Here is a 19,180-nt window from a genome sequence, read left to right as displayed (position 1 = left end):
AGCCCGAGCGCCCGATCATATGCGCATTCCACCGGGTGGAGTGCCGCGACCGCCACCGCAGGCGACCCGTCGCGGCGGAGAGCCCGCAGCGCCACGCATGGTAGACTCGCGCCGCCTTCAGACACCCGACCTCGATGCAGATCCAGCTCCTGATCCCCGGCCTGCTATGGCCTGTCGCAACCTTGCTCGGGCCGGCCTCCGGACTCGCGCTCGAGGGTCTCGCGACCCTGCTCGGCCGCGGCCGCCGGGAGCTGACCGCCTTCGAGCCTTACGATCGCCAGCTCGCGCGCCTGTTCGGCGTGCACGGCGACACCCTGCCGATGGCGACCCTGCGCCGCCTGGGCGAGGCCGATGCGCCGGCGCCCGAGCCCGGCAGGCACTGGCTGTGCGCGGATCCGGTGAACCTGTCGTTCGCCCGCGAACACCTGCTGCTGCAGGCTTTTCCGGACGAAGAGCTGGACGCGGCGGAGAGCGCCGAGCTGGTCGCCGAGCTCAACGCGATCTTCGCCGACCTCGGCCGCTTCGAAGCCTGCACGCCCACGCGCTGGTACCTGCGCCTGCACCGCCCGACCGCGGTCACGCTCTACCCGCTCGACGACGTGACCGGGCGCCCGGTCAAGCACTTCCTGCCCGAAGGCGAAGATGCCCGGTTGTGGCAGCGCACCATGAACGAAGCGCAGATCGTGCTGCACAACCATGCGCGCAGCCGCGCCCGCGAGGAGGCCGGCCACCGCGCGGTCAACAGCGTCTGGCTATGGGGCGCGGGCGCGCTCGATGCGCCGCCGCGGGCGCCCGCCCGCCAGGTCCAGGCGAGCGATCCGGTCAGCATCGGCCTCGCGCGCGCTGCCGGGGTGGCGTTCGGTGCGCCGGATCCCGCTGCAGCGCTTGCGCAGGACACGCTGGTCGTCCTCGACGAGCTGCGCAAGCCCGCACAGCAGCTCGACCTCGACACCTGGCGGCGCGGCCTCGAGGCGATGGAGCGCGACTGGTTCGGCCCGCTCGCCGAGGCCTTCCGCGCCGGTCGCATCGACACCCTGCGTCTGACCGCCCCCGGCGATCGCGGCACGCTGCAACTCGAGCTGCGCGCCGGCGAACGCTGGAAGTTCTGGCGCAAGCCCTACGCCTTCGACGCGCTGCTGAAGTCCATCGCCCCCGCGCCGATGCAGATGCCCGACGCCCCGCGCCCCGCCCATGGCGCCCCATAGGCGCAGCCGATGATCGCGACTTGCGTCGCTCCTACGACAGTCCGGATGCGCGACACGTTCTGTAGGAGCGGCGCAAGCCGCGATTGCCGCGGCTCCGGATGCGCGGCGCCGACCGCAAGGCCGGTGATCGCGACTTGCGTCGCTCCTGCGGCAGTCCGGATGCGCGACACGTTCTGTAGGAGCGGCGCGAGCCGCGATTGCCGCGGCTCCGGATGCGCGGCGCTTTCCGTAGGAGCGGCGCGAGCCGCGATTGCCGCGCCGCCGACGCGCCGCGGCCTGTGCATGAACACCGGCCACCTACAAGCTTTCTTCGACCGATGACCCGAATCCAGCCCCGCTCCATCCCGCAGCAAGCCTTCGCCCGCCTCGCCGACGCCGGCCTGCATCCGCTGCTCGCCCGCCTCTACGCCGCGCGCGGCATCGCGCGCGCCGACGAGCTCGACACCAGCCTGAAGAACCTGCTGCCGCCCGAGGCGCTCACCGGCACGGCGGAAGCCGCGATCCTGCTCGCCGACGCCATCGAGGCCGGCGCGCGCATGGTCATCGTCGCCGACTACGACTGCGACGGCGCCACCGCCTGCGCGGTGGGCGTGCGCGCGCTGCGCGCCTTCGGTGCCGACGTGCATTACCTCGTGCCGGACCGCGTCACGCTCGGCTACGGCCTCACCCCGGCCATGGTCGAGATCGCCGCGCGCCTCGAGCCCGACGTGCTGATCACCGTCGACAATGGCATCGCCAGCGTCGAGGGCATCGCCGCCGCGCGCGCCCATGGCATGGCCACGGTGATCACCGACCATCACCTGCCCGGCGACGTGCTGCCCGAAGCCGACGTGATCGTGAACCCCAACCAGCCCGGCTGCGACTTCCCGAGCAAGGCGCTGGCCGGCGTGGGCGCGATGTTCTACACGATGCTCGCGCTGCGCGCCGAACTGCGCGAGCGCGGCGCCTTCGCCGGCGCCAAGGAACCCAACCTTGCCGAGCTGCTCGACCTCGTCGCGCTCGGCACCGTGGCCGACGTGGTCAAGCTCGACCGCAACAACCGCATCCTGGTCGCGCAAGGCCTCGCGCGCATGCGCGCCGGGCGCCTGCAGCCCGGCATCCGCGCGCTGTTCGGGCTCGCCGGGCGCGACCCGGCGCGCGCCAGCACGATGGACCTCGGCTTCATGATCGGCCCTCGCCTCAACGCGGCCGGGCGACTCTCCGACATGAGCCTGGGCATCGAGTGCCTGATCACCGACGACCCCGGCCGGGCGATGAACATCGCCCAGGAGCTCGACAAGCTCAACCGCGAACGCCGCAGCATCGAGGCCGGCATGCAGGAAGAAGCGCTCGCCCGCCTGGCGGGTTTCGACGCCGGCAACCGCGCCACCGTGGCGCTCTTCGAACCCGACTGGCACCAAGGTGTGATCGGCATCGTCGCCGGCCGCATCAAGGAGCGGCTGCACCGCCCCACCATCGCCTTCGCGCGCGCGAGCGACGGCGAACTCAAGGGCTCCGGGCGCTCGATCCCCGGCCTGCACCTGCGCGACGCGCTCGACCTCGTCACCAAGCGCCAGCCCGACCTCATCGTGCGCTTCGGCGGCCACGCCATGGCGGCCGGCCTGACCATCCGCGAATCGGAACTCGCACGCTTCGACGCGGCCTTCGAGGAGGTCGTCGGCGAACTGCTCGAGCCCGCCCAGCTCGAGCGCCGCATCGATACCGACGGCAGCCTGGAATCGGGCTACTTCGCGCTCGACGCCGCGCGCATGCTCGACAACGAGATCTGGGGCCAGGGCTTCCCGGCGCCGCTGTTCGACGACGTCTTCCGCGTCGAGCGCCAGCGCCTGTTGAAGGACAAGCACCTCAAGCTCGAGCTCGCGCGCGGCAGCACGCGCTACGAGGCCATCCGCTTCAACCACGCCGAGGGCGCCGCCGGCCAGATCCACGCCGCCTTCCGCCTCGGCATCAATGAATACAACGGCGTCGCCAGCGTGCAGCTGATGCTCGAACATTTCGAGGCGGCGTAGGCCCGCCGCCATCGCGATGAGCGCGCAAGCCTCGGACTGGCGGGTCCCCGCCGCCACCCTGCGCTGGCTGGACGCGGTGCCGGCCGAGCGCGGCGTGGCCATGCTGGTCCGCCATTCGGTGCGCGACCCCTTGCCGCCCGGCGACCTCGGCTACGCCAACGCGCTCAACGCCGAAGGCGTCGAGCTCGCGCGCAGCCTTGGCGAGCGCCTGCACGGACGCCTGCGCAGCCTGCACACCAGCCCGCTGCAGCGCTGTGTGCACACCGCCGAGGTCTTCGCGCGCGTGGCCGGCGACACGCCACCGATCGTCACCGACCGCATGCTCGGCGACCCCGGCGCCTGGGTGCTCGACCGCGCGCTGGCGGGCGAGAACTGGAAGCGCCTCGGCAGCGAGGGGATCATGGAGCAGTTGGCGACGACCGACGAGGACCTGCCCGGCACGCGTCCGGCGCGCGTGGGCGCGCAGAACCTCGCCATGCACATGCTCGCGATCGCCGCGGGCTCGCCCGGTCTGCACGTCTTCGTCACCCACGACATCCTGCTCGCGATCGCGGCGGCGCGCTTCCTCGGCCCGCCGCCGGCCGGCCCGGAGCGCTGGCCGGGCTACCTCGAGGCCGCCTTCTTCTGGCAGGACGACGACGGCCTCCACGCCGGCTATCGCGACCGCCACCGCGGCGGCCTCACCGGCGCGCGCTGACGAAGCGGCAACCGCGTCGGGAACATCCGCGCACGGGCGCGCTCCAATCCCGCAAACGGAAAACGTCGCGGCGCCGCCACCCGGTCGCCGACGACATCCACGCCCGGATGCCACCGGCGCCCAAAGGAGACGAACCCCGACCGGGGCGCGCAGGCATGCGGGGCCGACCGAGCCTGAAGGGAGCGCGCCATGAGCACTGTCGCCCGGTTCCACATCGATCACGTCCGTTTCCTCGACCCGCAGGGCGAGGCGCTCGGGCCGCTGCCCGACTTCGCGCGCGATCCCGCACAGCTGGTCCCGATGTACCGCGCGATGTACCTCACGCGCACCTTCGACGCCAAGGCGATCGCGCTGCAGCGCACCGGCAAGCTCGGGACCTTCGCGTCGGCGCTCGGCCAGGAGGCGATCGGGGTCGGGGTGGCGAGCGCGATGCGTGCCGAGGACGCGCTGTTTCCCTCCTATCGCGAGCACGCCGCCCAGCTCGTGCGCGGCGTGCGCATCGAGGAGAGCCTGCGCTACTGGGGCGGCGACGAGCGCGGCAGCGACTTCGCCCAGGCCCGCCACGACTTTCCCAACTGCGTGCCGATCGGCACCCAGGTCTGCCACGCCGCGGGCGCGGCCTATGCCTTCAAGCTGCGCGGCGAGGCGCGCGCGGCGGTGTGCTTCCTCGGCGACGGCGGCAGCTCGAAGGGCGACTTCTACGAGGGGCTCAACTTCGCCGCCGTCTGGAATGCGCCCCTGCTGATCGTGGTGAGCAACAACCAGTGGGCGATCTCGGTGCCGCGCAGCGCGCAGAGCGCCACCGCCACGCTGGCGCAGAAGGCCATCGCCGCCGGCGTCGAGGGCGTGCAGGTCGACGGCAACGACCTCGTTGCGGTGCACCACGTTGCCCGTGAAGCGCTGGCGAAGGCCCGCGCCGGCGGTGGACCGACCCTGATCGAGGCGATCACCTATCGCCTCGGCGACCACACCACCGCCGACGACGCCTCGCGCTACCGCGACCCTGCGGTGGTGCAGGAGCAGTGGTCCTTCGAGCCGCTGACCCGGCTGCGCAACCACCTGGTCGGGCTCGGCGCCTGGGGGCCGGACAAGGAGGAGGCGCTCGCGCGCGAGTGTACCGAGACCGTGAACACCGCGGTCGAGGCCTATCTGAACACCCCGCCGCCCACCACCGCGGCGATGTTCGAGCACCTCTTCGCGACCCTGCCCGCCGCGCTCGTGGCCCAGCGCGACGAGGCCCTGCGCTTCGCGCCGCGCAAGGCGGGCGGACAACCGGGAGGCGATCATGGCTGAGATCAATCTCGTCGAGGCGGTCAACCTGGCCCTCGCCCACGAGCTCGCGCGCGACGAGGCGGTCGTGCTGCTCGGCGAGGACATCGGCGCCAACGGCGGCGTGTTCCGCGCCACGGTCGGGCTGCAGCAGCGCTTCGGCGCCGGGCGCGTGGTCGACACCCCGCTCGCCGAGACCGCGATCGTCGGCACCGCGATCGGCATGGCGGCGATGGGCCTCAGGCCGGTGGCGGAGATCCAGTTCTCCGGCTTCCTGTATCCGGCGATCGACCACCTGATCAACCATGCCGCGCGCCTGCGCAACCGCACCCGCGGCCGGCTCACCTGCCCGCTGGTCGTGCGCACCCCCTGCGGCGGCGGCATCCATGCGCCCGAGCACCACTCCGAGAGCCCGGAGGCGATGCTCGCCCACACCCCCGGCCTGCGCGTGGTCATGCCGTCCTCGCCCGCACGCGCCTACGGCCTGCTGCTGGCGGCGATCCGCGACCCCGACCCGGTGATGTTCCTCGAGCCGACGCGGATGTACCGCCTGTTCCGCCAGGAGGTGGCCGACGACGGCGAGGCGCTGCCGCTGGACGTGTGCTTCACCCTGCGCGGCGGCACCGACCTCACCCTGGTGAGCTGGGGCGCGATGCTGCACGAGACCCAGGCCGCGGCCGACGCGCTCGCCACCGAGGGCATCTCGGCCGAGGTCATCGACGTCGCCACGCTCAAGCCGCTCGACCTGCCGACCATCCTGGAGTCGGTCGCCCGCACCGGGCGTTGCGTGATCGTGCACGAGGCCGCGCGCACCGCCGGCCTGGGCGCCGAGATCGCGGCCGGCCTCGCCGAAGAGGGCCTGTATTCCCTGCTCGCGCCGGTGCAGCGCGTCACCGGCTACGACACGGTGATGCCGCTGTCGCGGCTCGAAACCCAGTACCTGCCGAGCGTCGAACGCATCGTCGCGGCGGCGCGCAAGACCCTGGAGGCATCATGAAGATCTTCAAGCTGCCCGACCTGGGCGAAGGACTGCAGGAAGCCGAGATCGTCGAATGGCATGTCAAGGCGGGCGACGAGATCGCCGCCGACCAGCCGCTGGTATCGGTCGAGACCGCCAAGGCGATCGTGGACATCCCCTCCCCTTACGATGGGCGGGTCGCGAAGCTGTACGGCGAGGTCGGCCAGCTCGTGCATGTGGGCGCACCGCTGGCCGGCTTCGAGGGCGGCGCCGAGACCGCCGACACCGGCACCGTGGTCGGCGAGATGCAGGTCGGCCAGGAGGTGCGCGCCGAGGCGCCGGCCGCGCTCGCACCGGCAGCCCACGGCGGAGCGGGGATCCGCGCCACCCCGGCGGTGCGCGCGCTGGCGCGCCAGTTGAAGGTCGAGCTCGAGATGGTGACGCCCTCCGGCGCCGACGGCGTGATCACCCGCGAGGACGTGCAGCGCGCCGCGCGCGTGCTCGCCGAGGCCGGCCCCGCCGAAGCGCTGCGCGGCGTGCGCCGGGCGATGGCGCAGAACATGAGCCTGGCGCAGAGCGAGGTCGCCGGCGCCACCGTGATCGACGACGCGGTGATCCACGCCTGGCCGCCCGGTACCGACGTCACCGTGCGCCTGATCCGCGCCCTGGTCGCCGGCTGCCGCGCCGCGCCGGCGCTCAACGCCTGGTACGAGAGCCACGCCATGGCGCGCCGGCTGGTGCCGCAGGTGCACGTCGGCATCGCGGTCGACCTGCCCGACGGCCTCTTCGTGCCGGTGCTGCGCGACGTCGCCAACCGCAGCCCCGACGACCTGCGCCAGGGCCTCGAGCGCATGCGCGCCGACGTCAGGGCGCGCAGGATTCCGCCCGAGGAGATGCGCGGCCACACCATCACGCTGTCCAACTTCGGCATGATCGGCGGCAAGTACGCCTCGCCGCTGGTGGTGCCGCCCACGGTGGCCATCCTCGGCGCCGGGCGGGTGCACGAGCAGGTGCTCGCGGTCGATGGCGCCCCGGCGGTACGCCGCGTGCTGCCGCTGAGCCTGTCCTTCGACCACCGCGTGGTCACCGGCGGCGAGGCCGCGCGCTTCCTGAAGGCGGTGATCGACGATCTGGAACGCGCCGACTGAGCGCTCCTTCAGCGCGCCGGCCGAGACCTTCGGGCGTCGAGGAAGGCCTCGAGCGCGTCGATCGGCTGCGGGGCACTGAAAAGGTAGCCCTGATAGCTTGAGCAGCCGTTGCGGGCGAGGAAGTCGCGCTGCTCCTCGCACTCCACGCCTTCCGCGATCACACGCAGGCCGAGGTTGTCGGCGAGCACGATGATCATGCGCGCGATCGCCGCGTCGTTGGGATCGACCAGGATGTCGCGCACGAAGCTGCGATCGATCTTCAACTGATCCAGCGGCAAGCGCTTGAGATAGGCGAGCGAGGAATAGCCGGTCCCGAAGTCGTCGAGCGAGAATCCCACGCCGAGCGCCTTGAGGGCCTCCATCTTCTCGCTGACCTTGTCGACGTCGGTCACCAGCGAGCTCTCGGTCAGCTCCAGGTCGAGCCGGCCCGGGTCGGCCCCCGAGCGCTCGAGCGCGGCGACCACCCCGGCGACGAAGTCTTCATGGAGGAACTGGCGTGCGCTGACATTGACCGCGATCACCAGCCTGCTGCGCCACGGGTCGTCCGCCCACGCCGCCAGCTGCGCGCAGGCGGCCTCGAGCACCCAGCGCCCGAGTGGAAGGATCAACCCGCACTCTTCGGCGAGCGGAATGAACTCACCCGGCGGTACCAGGCCGCGCACCGGGTGATGCCAACGCACCAGCGCCTCCACGCCGAGCACCGCACCGTCGGCGGCGACCTGGGGCTGGTAATGCAGCACGAACTGGCGCTGCTCGAGCGCGATCCACAGCCCTGCCTCCACGTCGGCCCGGGCGCGCACGTCGGCCAGCATCGAGGGGTCGAAGAAGCACACCGCGTTGCGTCCGCCGAGCTTGGCCCGGTACATCGCCATGTCGGCCCGTCGCAGGGGCTCGTCGACCGGTTCGTCGGCCAACTCGCCGAAAAGGCTCACGCCGATGCTCACCGAGGTGCGATGTTCCGAACTGCCGAGCTGGAAACGCTGGTTCAGCGCCGCGAGGATCTTGCTGCCCACCGCCGCGGCCTGTTCCGCCGCCTCCCGCCCCTCCCCGCCCAGTTCCTCCAGCATGACGATGAACTCGTCGCCACCGAGCCGGGCCACGGTATCGTCCTTGCGCACGCAGCGTACGAGGATGGCGGCGACCTGCACGAGCAGCCGATCGCCCTCCTGGTGGCCCACGGTGTCATTGACCGCCTTGAAGTTGTCCAGGTCGATGAACAGCAAGGCGCCGACCGTGCCCTGACGCGCGCAGCTCGCCTGCGCCCGCTCCAGCCGCTCCATCAGCAGCCGCCGGTTGGGCAAGCCGGTCAAGGCGTCGAAGTAGGCCAGCTTCCTGACCTCGGCCTCCGCCGACTTGCGCGCGGAGATGTCGCGCGCGGAGTTGAACAGCACCGTCCTGCCGTCCACCTCGAGCGGGAACGCGGTCACCTCGACGGGATACACGCTTCCATCCTTGCGCCGATGCGCCGTTTCGAAGGTGTGCACTTCGCTCGAGGCGAACAGCTCGCTGATCAGCGCACGCATGTCGGGCTCCGGATGGCAGGCATCCCAGCTCCCCGCCCGCATGCCGATGACCTCGCTGCGCGATCGCCCGAGCATGCGGCAGAAGGCGTCGCTGGCCTCGATGACGATGCCCTCCGCATCGGTGATGTGGATGCCGTCGCTGGCGTTCTGCAGCAGGATGCGGCTGCGCTCGTTGGCACGGTCGTTGGCGTCGACCAGCCGATACAGCAGCCAGGCGGCCAGCCCGGTCACGCCGAGGAAAAGTGCCCACAGCAGCATGGCCTTGCCGACGTCCTCCTTCCACTGCGCGAGGTAGTCCTTCTCGCCCCAGCCGACGACCACGAAGGCCGGCAGGCGCTCGAGCCGGCGGTAGGCATTGATGCGCGCCACGCCGTCGGCCGTGCGCGCGCTGTAGAAGGACTGCGCGCGAACGTCGGAGGCGACGATCTCGTTGAGCTCCTGCGACCCGCCGCGACTGCCGATCACGCCGGCCGGGGCATCGAGACGCGGCCAGCGCGCGATCAGCGTCATGTCGAGGTCGCGCACCAGGGCGATGCCATGCGGCCCGAGCTGCAGGCCCGAAAGCAGGCGCTGGAAATGATCGGCCGGCACGGCTGCGGTCACGACGCCCGCGAAGTCGCCATCGGGCGCGTTGTAGCGGCGCGAGAACACCACGATCCACGTATTTGAAATGCGCCCGTGCAGCAGCTTGCTGGCCTGCATCTCGCCATCGTCGAGCGCGCGATGATCGATGAAGAACGGGCGGTCGGCATAGCTTGTACGCGTCTCGGCCGTCACCTGGTCGCCGAGGACAACCGTGCCGGTGGCATCACTGACCCGGACCTGGGCGGTCTGCGACAGCCCGTCGCGATGCACGTCGATCACCGAGTCGAAATCGTCGCGCTCCAGGCGCCCCTTGTCGCGCAACGCACGCTCGATCCGGTTCTGCGCTCCGCGCAGCAGGAGGTCGATCTCGCGCACCGAGGAACCGACGCTCTGGTCGAGGAGCAGGGCCAGGTTCTCGACCGTGGTGCGCACCTCCCGCTCCTTGCGTGCCTTCGCCTCCAGCATCGCATAGCCCAGCAGTCCCGCAATGAATGCGTTGAGCGCCAGCACCGTGGCGATCAATACCCCGAGGATCTTCCTGCTGTTGTGCTGCATGTGCCCGCCAGACGAGTTCCTACCGCGTTCCCCGGGTCGATGACGGCACGCGGATCCTGAATTGGGCGTAATTGTAACCGTCCCGCCTGCAGGTACTCCAGCCTGGAAGCGGGAGGCGAACGAGGCTCTCGCTGCGTCTGCGCGGAGTCGGCGGGACGTCCCTGCTCATGAAGCTGCGCTGCGGCCGACGGCGCTGCTCCGGTAACCGGTATAATGAGCGGTTTCCCAGATTCCGCCGGAGCCTCGCCATGGAAGCCGAACGCCAGAACGCCATCGCCGAAAAACTCGCCGACCTCGCCGCCCGGGGTCGCGAACTACGGAGGTATCTTTGACTACGATGTGAAGGCATCGAAGCTCGAAGAGGTCAATCGCGCGCTCGAAGACCCGGCGGTGTGGAACAACGCCGAGCGCGCGCAGGAGCTCGGCAAGGAGAAGCGCCAGCTCGAGGACGTGGTGCTGACGCTGCAGAAGATCGACGCGCAGTCGCGCGACCTCAAGGATCTCTTCGAGCTCGCCGAGGCCGAGGACGACGACGACACCTTCGAGGCGGTCGAGGCCGACCTCGTCGAGCTGCAGGGCGCGATCGAGAAGCTCGAGTTCCGCCGCATGTTCAGCAACCCGATGGACCCCAACAACTGCTTCATCGAGATCCAGGCCGGCGCCGGCGGCACCGAGGCGCAGGACTGGGCGGGCATGCTCGAGCGCATGTACCTGCGCTACGGCGAGAAGAAGGGCTTCACCGTCGAGCTCATGGAAGAGACCGAGGGCGAGGTCGCCGGCATCAAGAACTGCACGATCAAGTTCTCCGGCGAATACGCCTACGGCTACCTGCGCACCGAGACCGGCATCCACCGCCTCGTGCGCAAGTCGCCGTTCGACTCCAACGCGCGCCGCCACACCAGCTTCACCTCGGTGTTCGTGTATCCGGAGGTCGACGACTCGATCGAGATCGAGATCAACCCGGCCGACCTGCGCATCGACACCTACCGTGCCTCGGGCGCGGGCGGCCAGCACATCAACAAGACCGACTCCGCGGTGCGCATCACCCACGAGCCCACCGGCATCGTCGTGCAGTGCCAGAACGACCGCTCGCAGCACAAGAACAAGGCCGAGGCCATGTCGATGCTGAAGGCGCGCCTGTACGAGGCCGAGCTGCGCAAGCGCCAGTCCGAGCAGCAGAAGCTCGAGGACTCCAAGAGCGACATCGGCTGGGGTCACCAGATCCGCAGCTACGTGCTCGACCAGTCGCGCATCAAGGATCTGCGCACCAACTACGAGGTCGGCAACACGCAGGCCGTGCTCGACGGCGATCTCGACGATTTCATCGGGGCAAGCCTCAAGCAGGGCGTCTGAGGAAAGGGCGTTGCAGGCTTGAACGACCCCTTCCTCTCCGACTTCCTCGCCGCGGGCGTGGACGCCGACGAAGTGCCCGAGCTCGCGGCGCTGGCTTCGGCGCGCCCGCTGCTCGACGCCTTCATCACGCTGTTCCGCGGCACCGAGACCGAGGTGCTGATGCGCCTGCTGGTGCTGCGCGAGATCGGCCGCGAAGCCGACGCGCCGCGCTGGGCGCCCGAGGCGCTGCGCGCACGCTTCAGCTATCTCGACCCGGTCAAGCTCGAGACGGTCCTGAAGCGCCTGCGCGAGAACGGCCTGCTCGCGATCGGCGAGGACGGCCACTACGCGCTCTCCGACCATGGTCGCAACGCGGTGGCGGCGATCGCGATGCTGCTGCGCTTCGGCGAGGAAGAAGACGCCGAGCTCGGCTTCCTCACCGCCCAGCTCGCCGGCCTGCAGGCAGTCGGCGGCATCACCGCCGAGTCGCTCGGCCATCTGCTGTCCAAGCTCAACGACCTCACCTGGCACTTCGAGGAGGCGATCGCCTCCGGCTCCGAGTTCCGCATCCTCGACGCCCGCCGCCGCCTGTCTGCCAACGGGCGCTGGCTCGAGCGCGGCACCGAGCTCCTCGACAAGCTGCTCGCCGACCCCGAGGTCGACTTCGACATCGCCCGCATCGCGCAGCGCATCGGGCTGGCGCAGTCGCGCCTGGCGCGCGCCGACGCCTCCTTCCAGCGCGCGCTGAACAAGATCGAGGCGCAGCGCGTGACGCTGGGGGCCTCGGGCATCTCGTCCTCGGACGTCGCCGCCTGGCTGCGCGGGCTCGACGCCGCGGCGCTCGCCACGCTGGCGGCGGACGCCTGCGCTAGCGTGCCGGAGCTGCCGCTGCTCGCCGGCGGGCACGAGCTGCTCGACCGCGCCGAATCCTTGCTCGAGGGCGGCGGCAGCGCGGCCCCGGCCGACACCACCCTGCCCCCGGCCGACGCCGCCGCGACCGGCTTCGCCCCACAGGCCGAAGACCTGCGCATGCTCGAACACTTCACCCATCGTCTCGGGGCCCTGCCCGCGCCGCAGCCCCTGCACCACGTGATTGCCGGCGGCGGTTTCGCCCCGGCGAGCTACCGCCTGTCGCTGCTCGCGCTGCTCGCCGACGGCGCGGAGACCGCTCCGGAGGGCGGCCCGGAGGATGGCCCGGTGAGCAGCTTCATGCGCCTGCCGGTGGAGGTCGAGTTCGGCGACACGCTGACCGCGGTCGGCGAGGACGAGATCGGCGCGATGACGCTCGGCGAGGTGCGCCCGCGCGCCACCACCGCGGCTTGAGCCCCGCCCCCGGCCCGAGCCCCCAGGATTTCCATGGAACACGAACTCAAGACCCTCACCGCGCGCCTGCTCGCCCAGCGCTGGCTGCCGCGCGGCGACAAGCTGGTGCGACGCGCGCTGGTGGATGAAACCTTCCGCCTCGAACTCGACCGGCGGCTGGCCGACGTCGGCCTGCGCCTGCTCGACAACCCCTACGCCGCCCACGTCGGCGTGGCGCTGCAGCCCGAACTCGCCGAACCGGTGTTCGGCGCCGGGCGCGAGTACGCGGCCAGCAACCTCGGCCTGACGCGCGACGAGGTCGCGCTGCTGGTGATCCTCTGGGCGCTGATCGTGCTGCCCAAGCGGCAGCGCCAGGTGACCCGGCGCGAGCTCGTCGACGACGGCCAGACCGATCTCTTCGGTGGCGACAAGCCGGTGGCGCATGGCGATGCCGTCTCGGGCACGCTCACCGAGGCCTCCCTGATCGCCGACTTCGGCCCGCGCCTGGGAGGGCGCACCAAGGTGCGCAACTTCATGCTCGGCAAGCTCGCCCGCCTCGGCTTCATCGAGCGCCGCAACGGGCTCGTCACCGAGGGACCACTGCTCGACCTCGCGCTCGACTACCGCGTGATGGCCGACCGCATCATCCACGGCACCCTGGGCGAGATCCTCGAAGCCGCCGGCCACGCGCCGCCGGAGAGCAACGCCTTCGAACTCGCCGAGGTCCTGCCCGACGAAGCTGAAGCCCTCGACGAGGAAGACTGAGCCCATGCCCCTGCCCTGCATCGACCCCGCGCGCTACGAGGACCAGCTCGCCGCCAAGCTCGCGCGCTACCGCAGCGACTTCGCCGAGTTCGACCTGCCCGAGCCGGCGGTCTTCCGCTCCGCGCCGCTGCACTACCGCCTGCGCGCCGAGTTCCGCCTGTGGCATCACGAGGACCGCATCGACTACGCGATGTTCGACAGCGCGGACCCGAAGCAGCCCATCCTGCTCGAGACCTTCCCCGCGGCTGCAGAACCGATCGCCAAGCTGATGCCGCGCCTGCGCGACGCGCTCCAGGCCAGCGAGGCGCTGCGGCGCAAGATCTTCCAGGTCGACTTCCTCGCCACCCTGAGCGGCGAGTGCCTGGTCAGCCTGGTCTACCACCGCCCGCTCGACGCAGACTGGGAAACCGCCGCGCGCGCGCTCGCCGCCGCGCTCGACATCCAGGTGATCGGGCGCAGCCGCAAGCAGAAGATCGTGCTCGAGCGCGACTGGGTACAGGAGGTGCTCGAGGTCGACGGCCAGCGTCTGCGCTACCAGCAGTTCGAGGGCAGCTTCACCCAGCCCAACGGCGGCGTGAACCAGCACATGCTGGCCTGGGCGCGCGCGCAGGCGAAGGCCGTGGGCGCGCGTCCGCAAGGCCCGGGTGACCTGCTCGAACTCTACTGCGGCAACGGCAACTTCACCGTGGCGCTGGCGCCGCTGTTCGGCCGCGTGCTCGCGACCGAGATGAGCAAGACCTCGGTGCGCGCCGCGCACACCAACCTCGCCGACAACGGCGTCGCCAACGTCACCATGGTGCGCATGGCGAGCGAGGAGATCAGCGACGCCCTCGCCGGCGGGCGCGAATACCGCCGCATGCAGGGCGTGGACCTGGCCGGCTACCGCTTCTCCACGCTCTTCGTGGACCCGCCGCGCGCCGGCCTCGACGAAGGCACGATCGCGCTGGCGAAGGGCTTCGAGCACATCCTCTACATCTCCTGCAACCCGGAGACCCTGCGCGCCAACGTCGCCGCGCTGGCGACGACGCACCGCATCGCCGCGGCCGCGGCCTTCGACCAGTTCCCCTACACCCACCACCTCGAATGCGGGCTGCTGCTGCAGCGGCGCTGAGCCTCACCGCGACCCCGGCCCATGTTCCACATCAAGACCCTCGAGCTCGTCCACTGGGACTTCTGGCGGCGCTTCACGCTGCCGCTGGATGCCCAGATCATCACCATCGTCGGCCCCAACGGCTCGGGCAAGACCACGCTGCTCGACGCCCTGCGCACCCTCTTCGCGCTGCGCTGCTCGGGCAAGCGCGATTTCCGCCGCTACGTGCGCCGCGCCGACCGCAGCTTCGCGTGGATCCGCGCGGTGGTCGCCAACCAGCCCGGCCACACCGGCAAGCGTCCCTTCTTCCCCTGCCTGGCCGACGAGGTCACGCTCGCCTGCCGCATCCGCAAGGCCGGCGGCGACTGGATCCGCGATTACACCATCGTCGACGGCAACCAGCCGATCGAGGCGCTGGAAGCCACCAACGACTGGATCGGCCTGCGCGACTACCAGCACCGCCTGGCCTGGGGCGGCCTCACCCCGGCGATCACCAAGGTGCTGGCGCTCGAGCAGGGCGACACCGACAAGCTGTGCGAATACTCGCCCAAGGCCTTGCTCGAGCTCGTCTTCGACGTCTTCGGCGACAAGGAGGTCCTGGACAACTACCAGGCCGCGCGCGAGGAGCAGAAATCGGCCGAGCGCGAGCTCGGCGAGCTCGGCATCGACCTCGATCGCCTGAAGACCCAGGCCGAGGAGAAGAAGGCCGAGGCCAACCGCTTCCTGGAATGGAAACAGCTCGCCGACGAGATCCACGCGCTCGAGGCCGGGATCGTGCCGCGCCTGGAGATCGCCGAGCTCGAGCGCGCGCTCGCCGCCGAGCGCGAGACCTTGTTCCGCGTCGGCCACGAGCGCGCCGACAAGCTCGTCGAGCAGCGCGAATCGCGCCAGCGCCTGGAGATCGTGCGCGCCGAGCAGGAGTCCGTGCAGGCCGAGCGCAAGCGCCTGAAGGAGGACGACCGCGCCTCCGAACAGCGCTACCTCGCCGCCCACGACCGCGTGCGCGACCTCGAAAGGCTGCTCGAGGAGCGCGACATGCTGCGCGCCCAGCTCGCCAGCGAGCACGGCGCCGACGCCGTGGCGCTGGAGAAGGAGCACGAGGAGGCCGACGCCGCGCTCGCCGCGCTGCGCCGCAAGGAGCGCGAGCTCGTCGCCGCCTTCGAGGAGCGCAGCGAGACCCTGCGCGGCGAGCGTAACCGCGCCGGCGCGCCGGGGGACGCCGAGGTCGCGCGCTTCCGCGTCCGGCTGAGCGCCGAGGGCATCGCCCACCGCAGCCTCGCCGAGGTGGTGGAGGTCACCGACCCCGCCTGGCAGGCCGCGCTCGAAGCCATCCTGCGCCCCTACCGCCACCTCGTCCTGCTCGAACGCGAAGCCGACCGCCACGCCGCCTGGGCGCTCGGCGAGCGCGAGCGCTTCCGCCACTTCATCGTGGCCGAGCGCGAGAGCGCACCTCCGCCGCGCCCGATGAGCCTCGCCGAGGTGGTGGAATTCGGCGCGCCGGTGCCGCGCTGGCTCGCCGACCTGTTGAACCGCATCCGCCGCGTCGACGACGCCGAGGCCGCGCGCGATCTGCCGCGCGAGCAGGAGTGGATCACCCGCGACGGCTACCACCGCGAGCGCCGCGGCGCCCGCCACCTCGGCCGGCCGCAGGAGTTCCACTTCGGCGAGCTCGCCCGCCAGGCGCGCATCGCCGCGCTGCAGGACGAGATCGGCGGGGTGGACAAGCAGCTCCAGGCCCTGCGCCCCAGGCTCGACGCCGCGAGCGCCCGCCTCACCACGCTGCGCCAGCGCCTGCTCGGCCTGCAGTCGGCGCAGCTGCTCGCCGCCCGCGCCGAGGCCTACGCCAGCGCGGAGGCCGAGCTGCCCGCCGCGCGCAAGGCGCTCACCGAGGCGATCGCCGAGCGCAGCGACACGCGCGGCGAGATCGACCGCCTCGCCGAGAAGGCGAACGGCATCCAGATCGAGCTCGACCGCCGCACCCGCGAACTCAAGGCGATCGACCTGCGCCTGGCCGACATCGCGCGCGAGCACGGCCCGCGCCGCCGCGCCCAGGCCGAGCGCATCCTCGCCCTGCGCCGGCGCCGGCGCGGCATGCCGGCGCACTGGCTGGACGCCGGCGAGCTGGCCCTGCTCGCCGAAAGATACGGCGACGCCCGCGGCGCCCGCCTGCAGCTCGACCGCCTGCGCCGCCACCTCGACGAGGGCGAGTGGATCACCGACCCCGCCGTGCTGGTGGTGCGCGACCGTCTCGGCGCCGACGTCGCCCTGCGCGAGCGCGACTACCTCAACCGCCAGGGCTACTGCACCACCGCGCGGCTGCACTCCGACAACGCCCGCGCCGCCTACATCGCCAAGCTGCGCGCCACCGTGCGCCAGTACGCGAAGAACCTGAAGGCGCTCGGCGAGCTCGCCAACGTCAGCGTCGACTGCCCCACCCCGCACCTGGAGAACGATGACCTCTCGCTCGCCCAGGCCGGGCTCGAGGTGCGCTTCGACTTCGACCGCAAGGGCGCGGTGGGCCTCAACGACGGCGAGGCCTCGGGCGGCCAGCAGGTCATGAAGTCGCTGATCCTGCTGATCGGCCTGCTGATGGACGAGTCCCGCCCCGGCGGCTTCGTCTTCATCGACGAGCCCTTCGCACATCTGGACGTCGCCAACATCGACCGCGTCGGCACCTTCCTGCGCGCCACCCGCGCGCAGTATCTGATCACCACGCCGGTGACCCACAACGCCAACGTCTTCGCGCCCGCCCAGCTCACGCTGGTCACGCGCAAGAAGCAGCCCGGCACCGACTGGGCGCCGCCGATCGGGGTGCTGCAGCGCGCGGTGGATTGAAGGACAAGGCCGTCGAGCACCCTGCGGCCGCGTTCGCGGCTTGCGCCGCTCCTGCAGGGGGCGCTGTTTCACGCAGGAGCGCCGCCAGGCGCGAACACGGCGCTCGTTCAGCGCTCCAGCAGGGCCTCGGCCGGCATGCCGACGCGCACGTTGCCCCAGTGGCGCCCGCCGATCACGATCGGCATGGCGAGGTCGCACAGCACCTCGCCGGTGTCGCGCAGGTAGGTCTGCAGCAGCATCGGCTCGGTGTTGCGCGCGGCGCGCAGCTCGGCGGGGTTCTCGAACTTGCGGCAGGTGCGGTTGCCGACCAGATCCTTGGCGGGATCGCCGGTCAGCGGCTGCGAGTAGCGGCTGTTGTGCGCGGAGAGGTAACCGTCGGTATTGACCGCGACCGCGAACACCGCGCCGCGCGCGCGTTCCAGGCTCTCGTCGAGGAGGCGCTGGCAGCGGCGGGTGAATTCCTCGCCCCAGGCCACGCGGAACTTGGGCGGGTTGCTGCCCGGCACGGGGCGGTAGGTGCGATCGAAGACGTCCACCCTCGCAGCCGCCATCTGCTCGAGTTCAGCCTGGACGCCGTCACGGAAACCGCGCGTTTCGTTGACCAGCAGGTCGAAGACCCCGGTGCCGATCTTGAAGCGCGACACCAGCTCCTGCACCGCCTCGGTCGACTTGGTGAGCGCGAGGGTGCGCTGCTCGCAGTTCTCCATGCGCCCGGCCACCTCGGCGGACAGACGGTGGATGTCGGTGACGTTGGCGTGCACATGGGCGTTGGTCTCGGTCAGCGAGGCCATGCCGGCGGCGATCTGCGAGAGCTGCCCGCCGGTGCGCTCGAACTCGCCCACCATGTGCTCGAACTGCGTGGCCGAGCGCGTCACCACGTCGCGCGTCTGCTCGACGTCGTCGTTGATCACGTCGTTCTCGGCGCGCGTGTCGCCCACCAGCTCGAGCATGCCGTTGATGTTGCCGACGATCTCCTGGGTGGCCTTGTTGACCCGCTCGGCGAGCTTGCGCACCTCGTCGGCGACGACCGCGAAGCCGCGCCCGGCCTCGCCTGCGCGTGCAGCCTCGATCGCGGCGTTGAGCGCGAGCAGGTTGGTCTGGTCGGCGATCTCGCGGATCAGCGCGGCGATCTCCTTGACGCTCTCCGAGCGCTGCGAGAGCTCGTCCACCGTGTGGTTGAAGCGCTGCAGCTTCTCGCTCACCGCGAGGATCTTGGCGGCGACGTTCTGCACCTCGCCGAGCGACTCGCGCGCGATCTCGAGGTTGCGCAGCGTAGAGGCGTCGATCGCGCGTGCGCTCACCGACACCTCGCCGATCGCCTCGGTCGAGCGCGTGCTGGCCTCGAAAACGGTGTCGGTCATGTCGCCCTGGCGCTGCGCATCGCGCGCGGAGTTCTCCACGCCCAGCTTCACCTGCACCGCCTCGCGTGCGATGTTGACGCTCATCGAGCGCACCTTGCCGATGATCTCGCGCATCTTGGCGGCGAAACGGTTGTAGCTCGCCGCGAGCTCGCGCAGCTCGTCGTGCGTGGTGAGCGGGAGGTCGCGGGAGAAGTCGCCCTCGCCGCGCGCGATCTCGTCGAAGATGGCGGTGATGACGCGGATCGGCCGCACGACCAGGTGGCGCAGATAGAGGATCTGGCCGAGCAGCATCGCCAGCGCCAAGGCCGAGAGCGCAAGCATCGCGTAGAGGCCGGCGTCGAAGGTCGCGACCACCGACGAGAGGACCTCCGGCGCCACCGTACCCTTGGCAAGCGCCTTCTCCACGGCCTCGCGCCGGTCCTGCCAGATGACGAGATAGCCCAGGTTGATCGCGAACAACAGCAGGAAGCTGAAGAGTTTCTTGGTCAGCGAGTTCCAGAAGGTCTTCTCGATGCCTTCGTACATTTGCCGGAAGGTGCTCATGGG

Annotated in this window: 13 protein-coding genes; 11 read left to right on the top strand and 2 right to left on the bottom strand. The window is 71.1% G+C overall.

What is annotated here, in order from left to right:
- Positions 1-134 precede the first annotated feature (134 nt).
- The 6 genes from TMZ1T_RS09770 (at position 135) to TMZ1T_RS09745 (ending at position 7,286) form a co-directional block, all read left to right on the top strand.
- A complete protein-coding gene (locus tag TMZ1T_RS09770; RefSeq protein ID WP_012585288.1) occupies positions 135-1,205 on the top strand; it encodes a hypothetical protein in 1,071 nt (356 codons plus the stop codon).
- A gap of 317 nt (positions 1,206-1,522) precedes the next feature.
- Complete coding sequence (gene recJ / locus TMZ1T_RS09765; RefSeq protein ID WP_012585287.1) at positions 1,523-3,214, top strand: single-stranded-DNA-specific exonuclease RecJ; 1,692 nt, start codon at positions 1,523-1,525, stop codon at positions 3,212-3,214.
- A 16-nt stretch (positions 3,215-3,230) separates the two neighbouring features.
- Positions 3,231-3,911: a histidine phosphatase family protein gene (locus tag TMZ1T_RS09760; protein WP_012585286.1), complete on the top strand. Its 681-nt coding sequence runs from the start codon at positions 3,231-3,233 to the stop codon at positions 3,909-3,911.
- Between the two features lie 189 nt (positions 3,912-4,100).
- The gene (gene pdhA, locus TMZ1T_RS09755) at positions 4,101-5,204 is read left to right on the top strand and encodes a pyruvate dehydrogenase (acetyl-transferring) E1 component subunit alpha (RefSeq protein WP_012585285.1); all 1,104 of its coding nucleotides are present in this window, start codon (positions 4,101-4,103) and stop codon (positions 5,202-5,204) included.
- On the top strand, positions 5,197-6,177 hold the full coding sequence (locus TMZ1T_RS09750; RefSeq protein WP_004300082.1) for an alpha-ketoacid dehydrogenase subunit beta: 981 nt from the start codon (positions 5,197-5,199) through the stop codon (positions 6,175-6,177). The genes pdhA and TMZ1T_RS09750 overlap by 8 nt, the downstream gene beginning before the upstream one ends.
- Positions 6,174-7,286 carry a dihydrolipoamide acetyltransferase family protein gene (locus TMZ1T_RS09745; protein ID WP_012585284.1) on the top strand — a complete coding sequence of 371 codons (1,113 nt, stop codon included), beginning with the start codon at positions 6,174-6,176 and terminating at the stop codon, positions 7,284-7,286. The genes TMZ1T_RS09750 and TMZ1T_RS09745 overlap by 4 nt, the downstream gene beginning before the upstream one ends.
- A gap of 8 nt (positions 7,287-7,294) precedes the next feature.
- Here the strand turns inward: TMZ1T_RS09745 and TMZ1T_RS09740 are convergent, their stop codons facing one another.
- A complete protein-coding gene (locus tag TMZ1T_RS09740; protein WP_012585283.1) occupies positions 7,295-9,949 on the bottom strand; it encodes a bifunctional diguanylate cyclase/phosphodiesterase in 2,655 nt (884 codons plus the stop codon).
- 248 nt (positions 9,950-10,197) lie between these two features.
- Here TMZ1T_RS09740 and prfB point away from each other — a divergent pair.
- The 5 genes from prfB to TMZ1T_RS09715 all read left to right on the top strand — a co-directional run bounded on the left by prfB (position 10,198) and on the right by TMZ1T_RS09715 (position 17,273).
- A protein-coding gene (gene prfB / locus TMZ1T_RS09735; protein ID WP_012585282.1) for a peptide chain release factor 2 occupies positions 10,198-11,302 on the top strand; the annotation gives its coding sequence in 2 pieces (ribosomal slippage) (positions 10,198-10,278 and positions 10,280-11,302; 1,104 coding nt in all).
- Between the two features lie 18 nt (positions 11,303-11,320).
- Positions 11,321-12,604, top strand: a complete 1,284-nt coding sequence (locus tag TMZ1T_RS09730; protein ID WP_012585281.1) for a hypothetical protein — start codon at positions 11,321-11,323, stop codon at positions 12,602-12,604.
- 33 nt (positions 12,605-12,637) lie between these two features.
- On the top strand, positions 12,638-13,348 hold the full coding sequence (locus TMZ1T_RS09725) for a hypothetical protein (protein WP_004322461.1): 711 nt from the start codon (positions 12,638-12,640) through the stop codon (positions 13,346-13,348).
- Positions 13,349-13,352: 4 nt separating this feature from the next.
- Positions 13,353-14,459 carry a tRNA (uridine(54)-C5)-methyltransferase TrmA gene (gene trmA, locus TMZ1T_RS09720; RefSeq protein ID WP_012585280.1) on the top strand — a complete coding sequence of 369 codons (1,107 nt, stop codon included), beginning with the start codon at positions 13,353-13,355 and terminating at the stop codon, positions 14,457-14,459.
- Positions 14,460-14,480: 21 nt separating this feature from the next.
- Positions 14,481-17,273, top strand: coding sequence for an AAA family ATPase (locus tag TMZ1T_RS09715; RefSeq protein ID WP_012585279.1), 2,793 nt, complete (start codon positions 14,481-14,483; stop codon positions 17,271-17,273).
- Between the two features lie 107 nt (positions 17,274-17,380).
- On the opposite strand, the gene TMZ1T_RS09710 is transcribed toward TMZ1T_RS09715, so the two are convergent.
- A complete protein-coding gene (locus TMZ1T_RS09710; RefSeq protein ID WP_012585278.1) occupies positions 17,381-19,177 on the bottom strand; it encodes a methyl-accepting chemotaxis protein in 1,797 nt (598 codons plus the stop codon).
- Positions 19,178-19,180: the final 3 nt, after the last annotated feature.

Origin of the sequence: Thauera aminoaromatica, assembly GCF_000021765.1 — a bacterium.
Classification (GTDB): domain Bacteria; phylum Pseudomonadota; class Gammaproteobacteria; order Burkholderiales; family Rhodocyclaceae; genus Thauera; species Thauera aminoaromatica.
The sequence above is the reverse complement of the archived record's forward strand: the minus strand, read 5'-3'. Positions and strand labels throughout refer to the sequence as shown.

Excerpts from the sequence above, each read along its gene's own strand:
- TMZ1T_RS09715 (WP_012585279.1), top strand. The coding sequence starts at position 14,481 with ATGTTCCACATCAAGACCCTCGAGCTCGTCCACTGGGACTTCTGGCGG.
- TMZ1T_RS09710 (WP_012585278.1), bottom strand. The coding sequence starts at position 19,177 with ATGAGCACCTTCCGGCAAATGTACGAAGGCATCGAGAAGACCTTCTGG.
- trmA (WP_012585280.1), top strand. The coding sequence starts at position 13,353 with ATGCCCCTGCCCTGCATCGACCCCGCGCGCTACGAGGACCAGCTCGCC.
- TMZ1T_RS09770 (WP_012585288.1), top strand. The coding sequence starts at position 135 with ATGCAGATCCAGCTCCTGATCCCCGGCCTGCTATGGCCTGTCGCAACC.
- TMZ1T_RS09760 (WP_012585286.1), top strand. The coding sequence starts at position 3,231 with ATGAGCGCGCAAGCCTCGGACTGGCGGGTCCCCGCCGCCACCCTGCGC.
- TMZ1T_RS09750 (WP_004300082.1), top strand. The coding sequence starts at position 5,197 with ATGGCTGAGATCAATCTCGTCGAGGCGGTCAACCTGGCCCTCGCCCAC.
- TMZ1T_RS09745 (WP_012585284.1), top strand. The coding sequence starts at position 6,174 with ATGAAGATCTTCAAGCTGCCCGACCTGGGCGAAGGACTGCAGGAAGCC.
- TMZ1T_RS09725 (WP_004322461.1), top strand. The coding sequence starts at position 12,638 with ATGGAACACGAACTCAAGACCCTCACCGCGCGCCTGCTCGCCCAGCGC.
- TMZ1T_RS09740 (WP_012585283.1), bottom strand. The coding sequence starts at position 9,949 with ATGCAGCACAACAGCAGGAAGATCCTCGGGGTATTGATCGCCACGGTG.
- pdhA (WP_012585285.1), top strand. The coding sequence starts at position 4,101 with ATGAGCACTGTCGCCCGGTTCCACATCGATCACGTCCGTTTCCTCGAC.
- recJ (WP_012585287.1), top strand. The coding sequence starts at position 1,523 with ATGACCCGAATCCAGCCCCGCTCCATCCCGCAGCAAGCCTTCGCCCGC.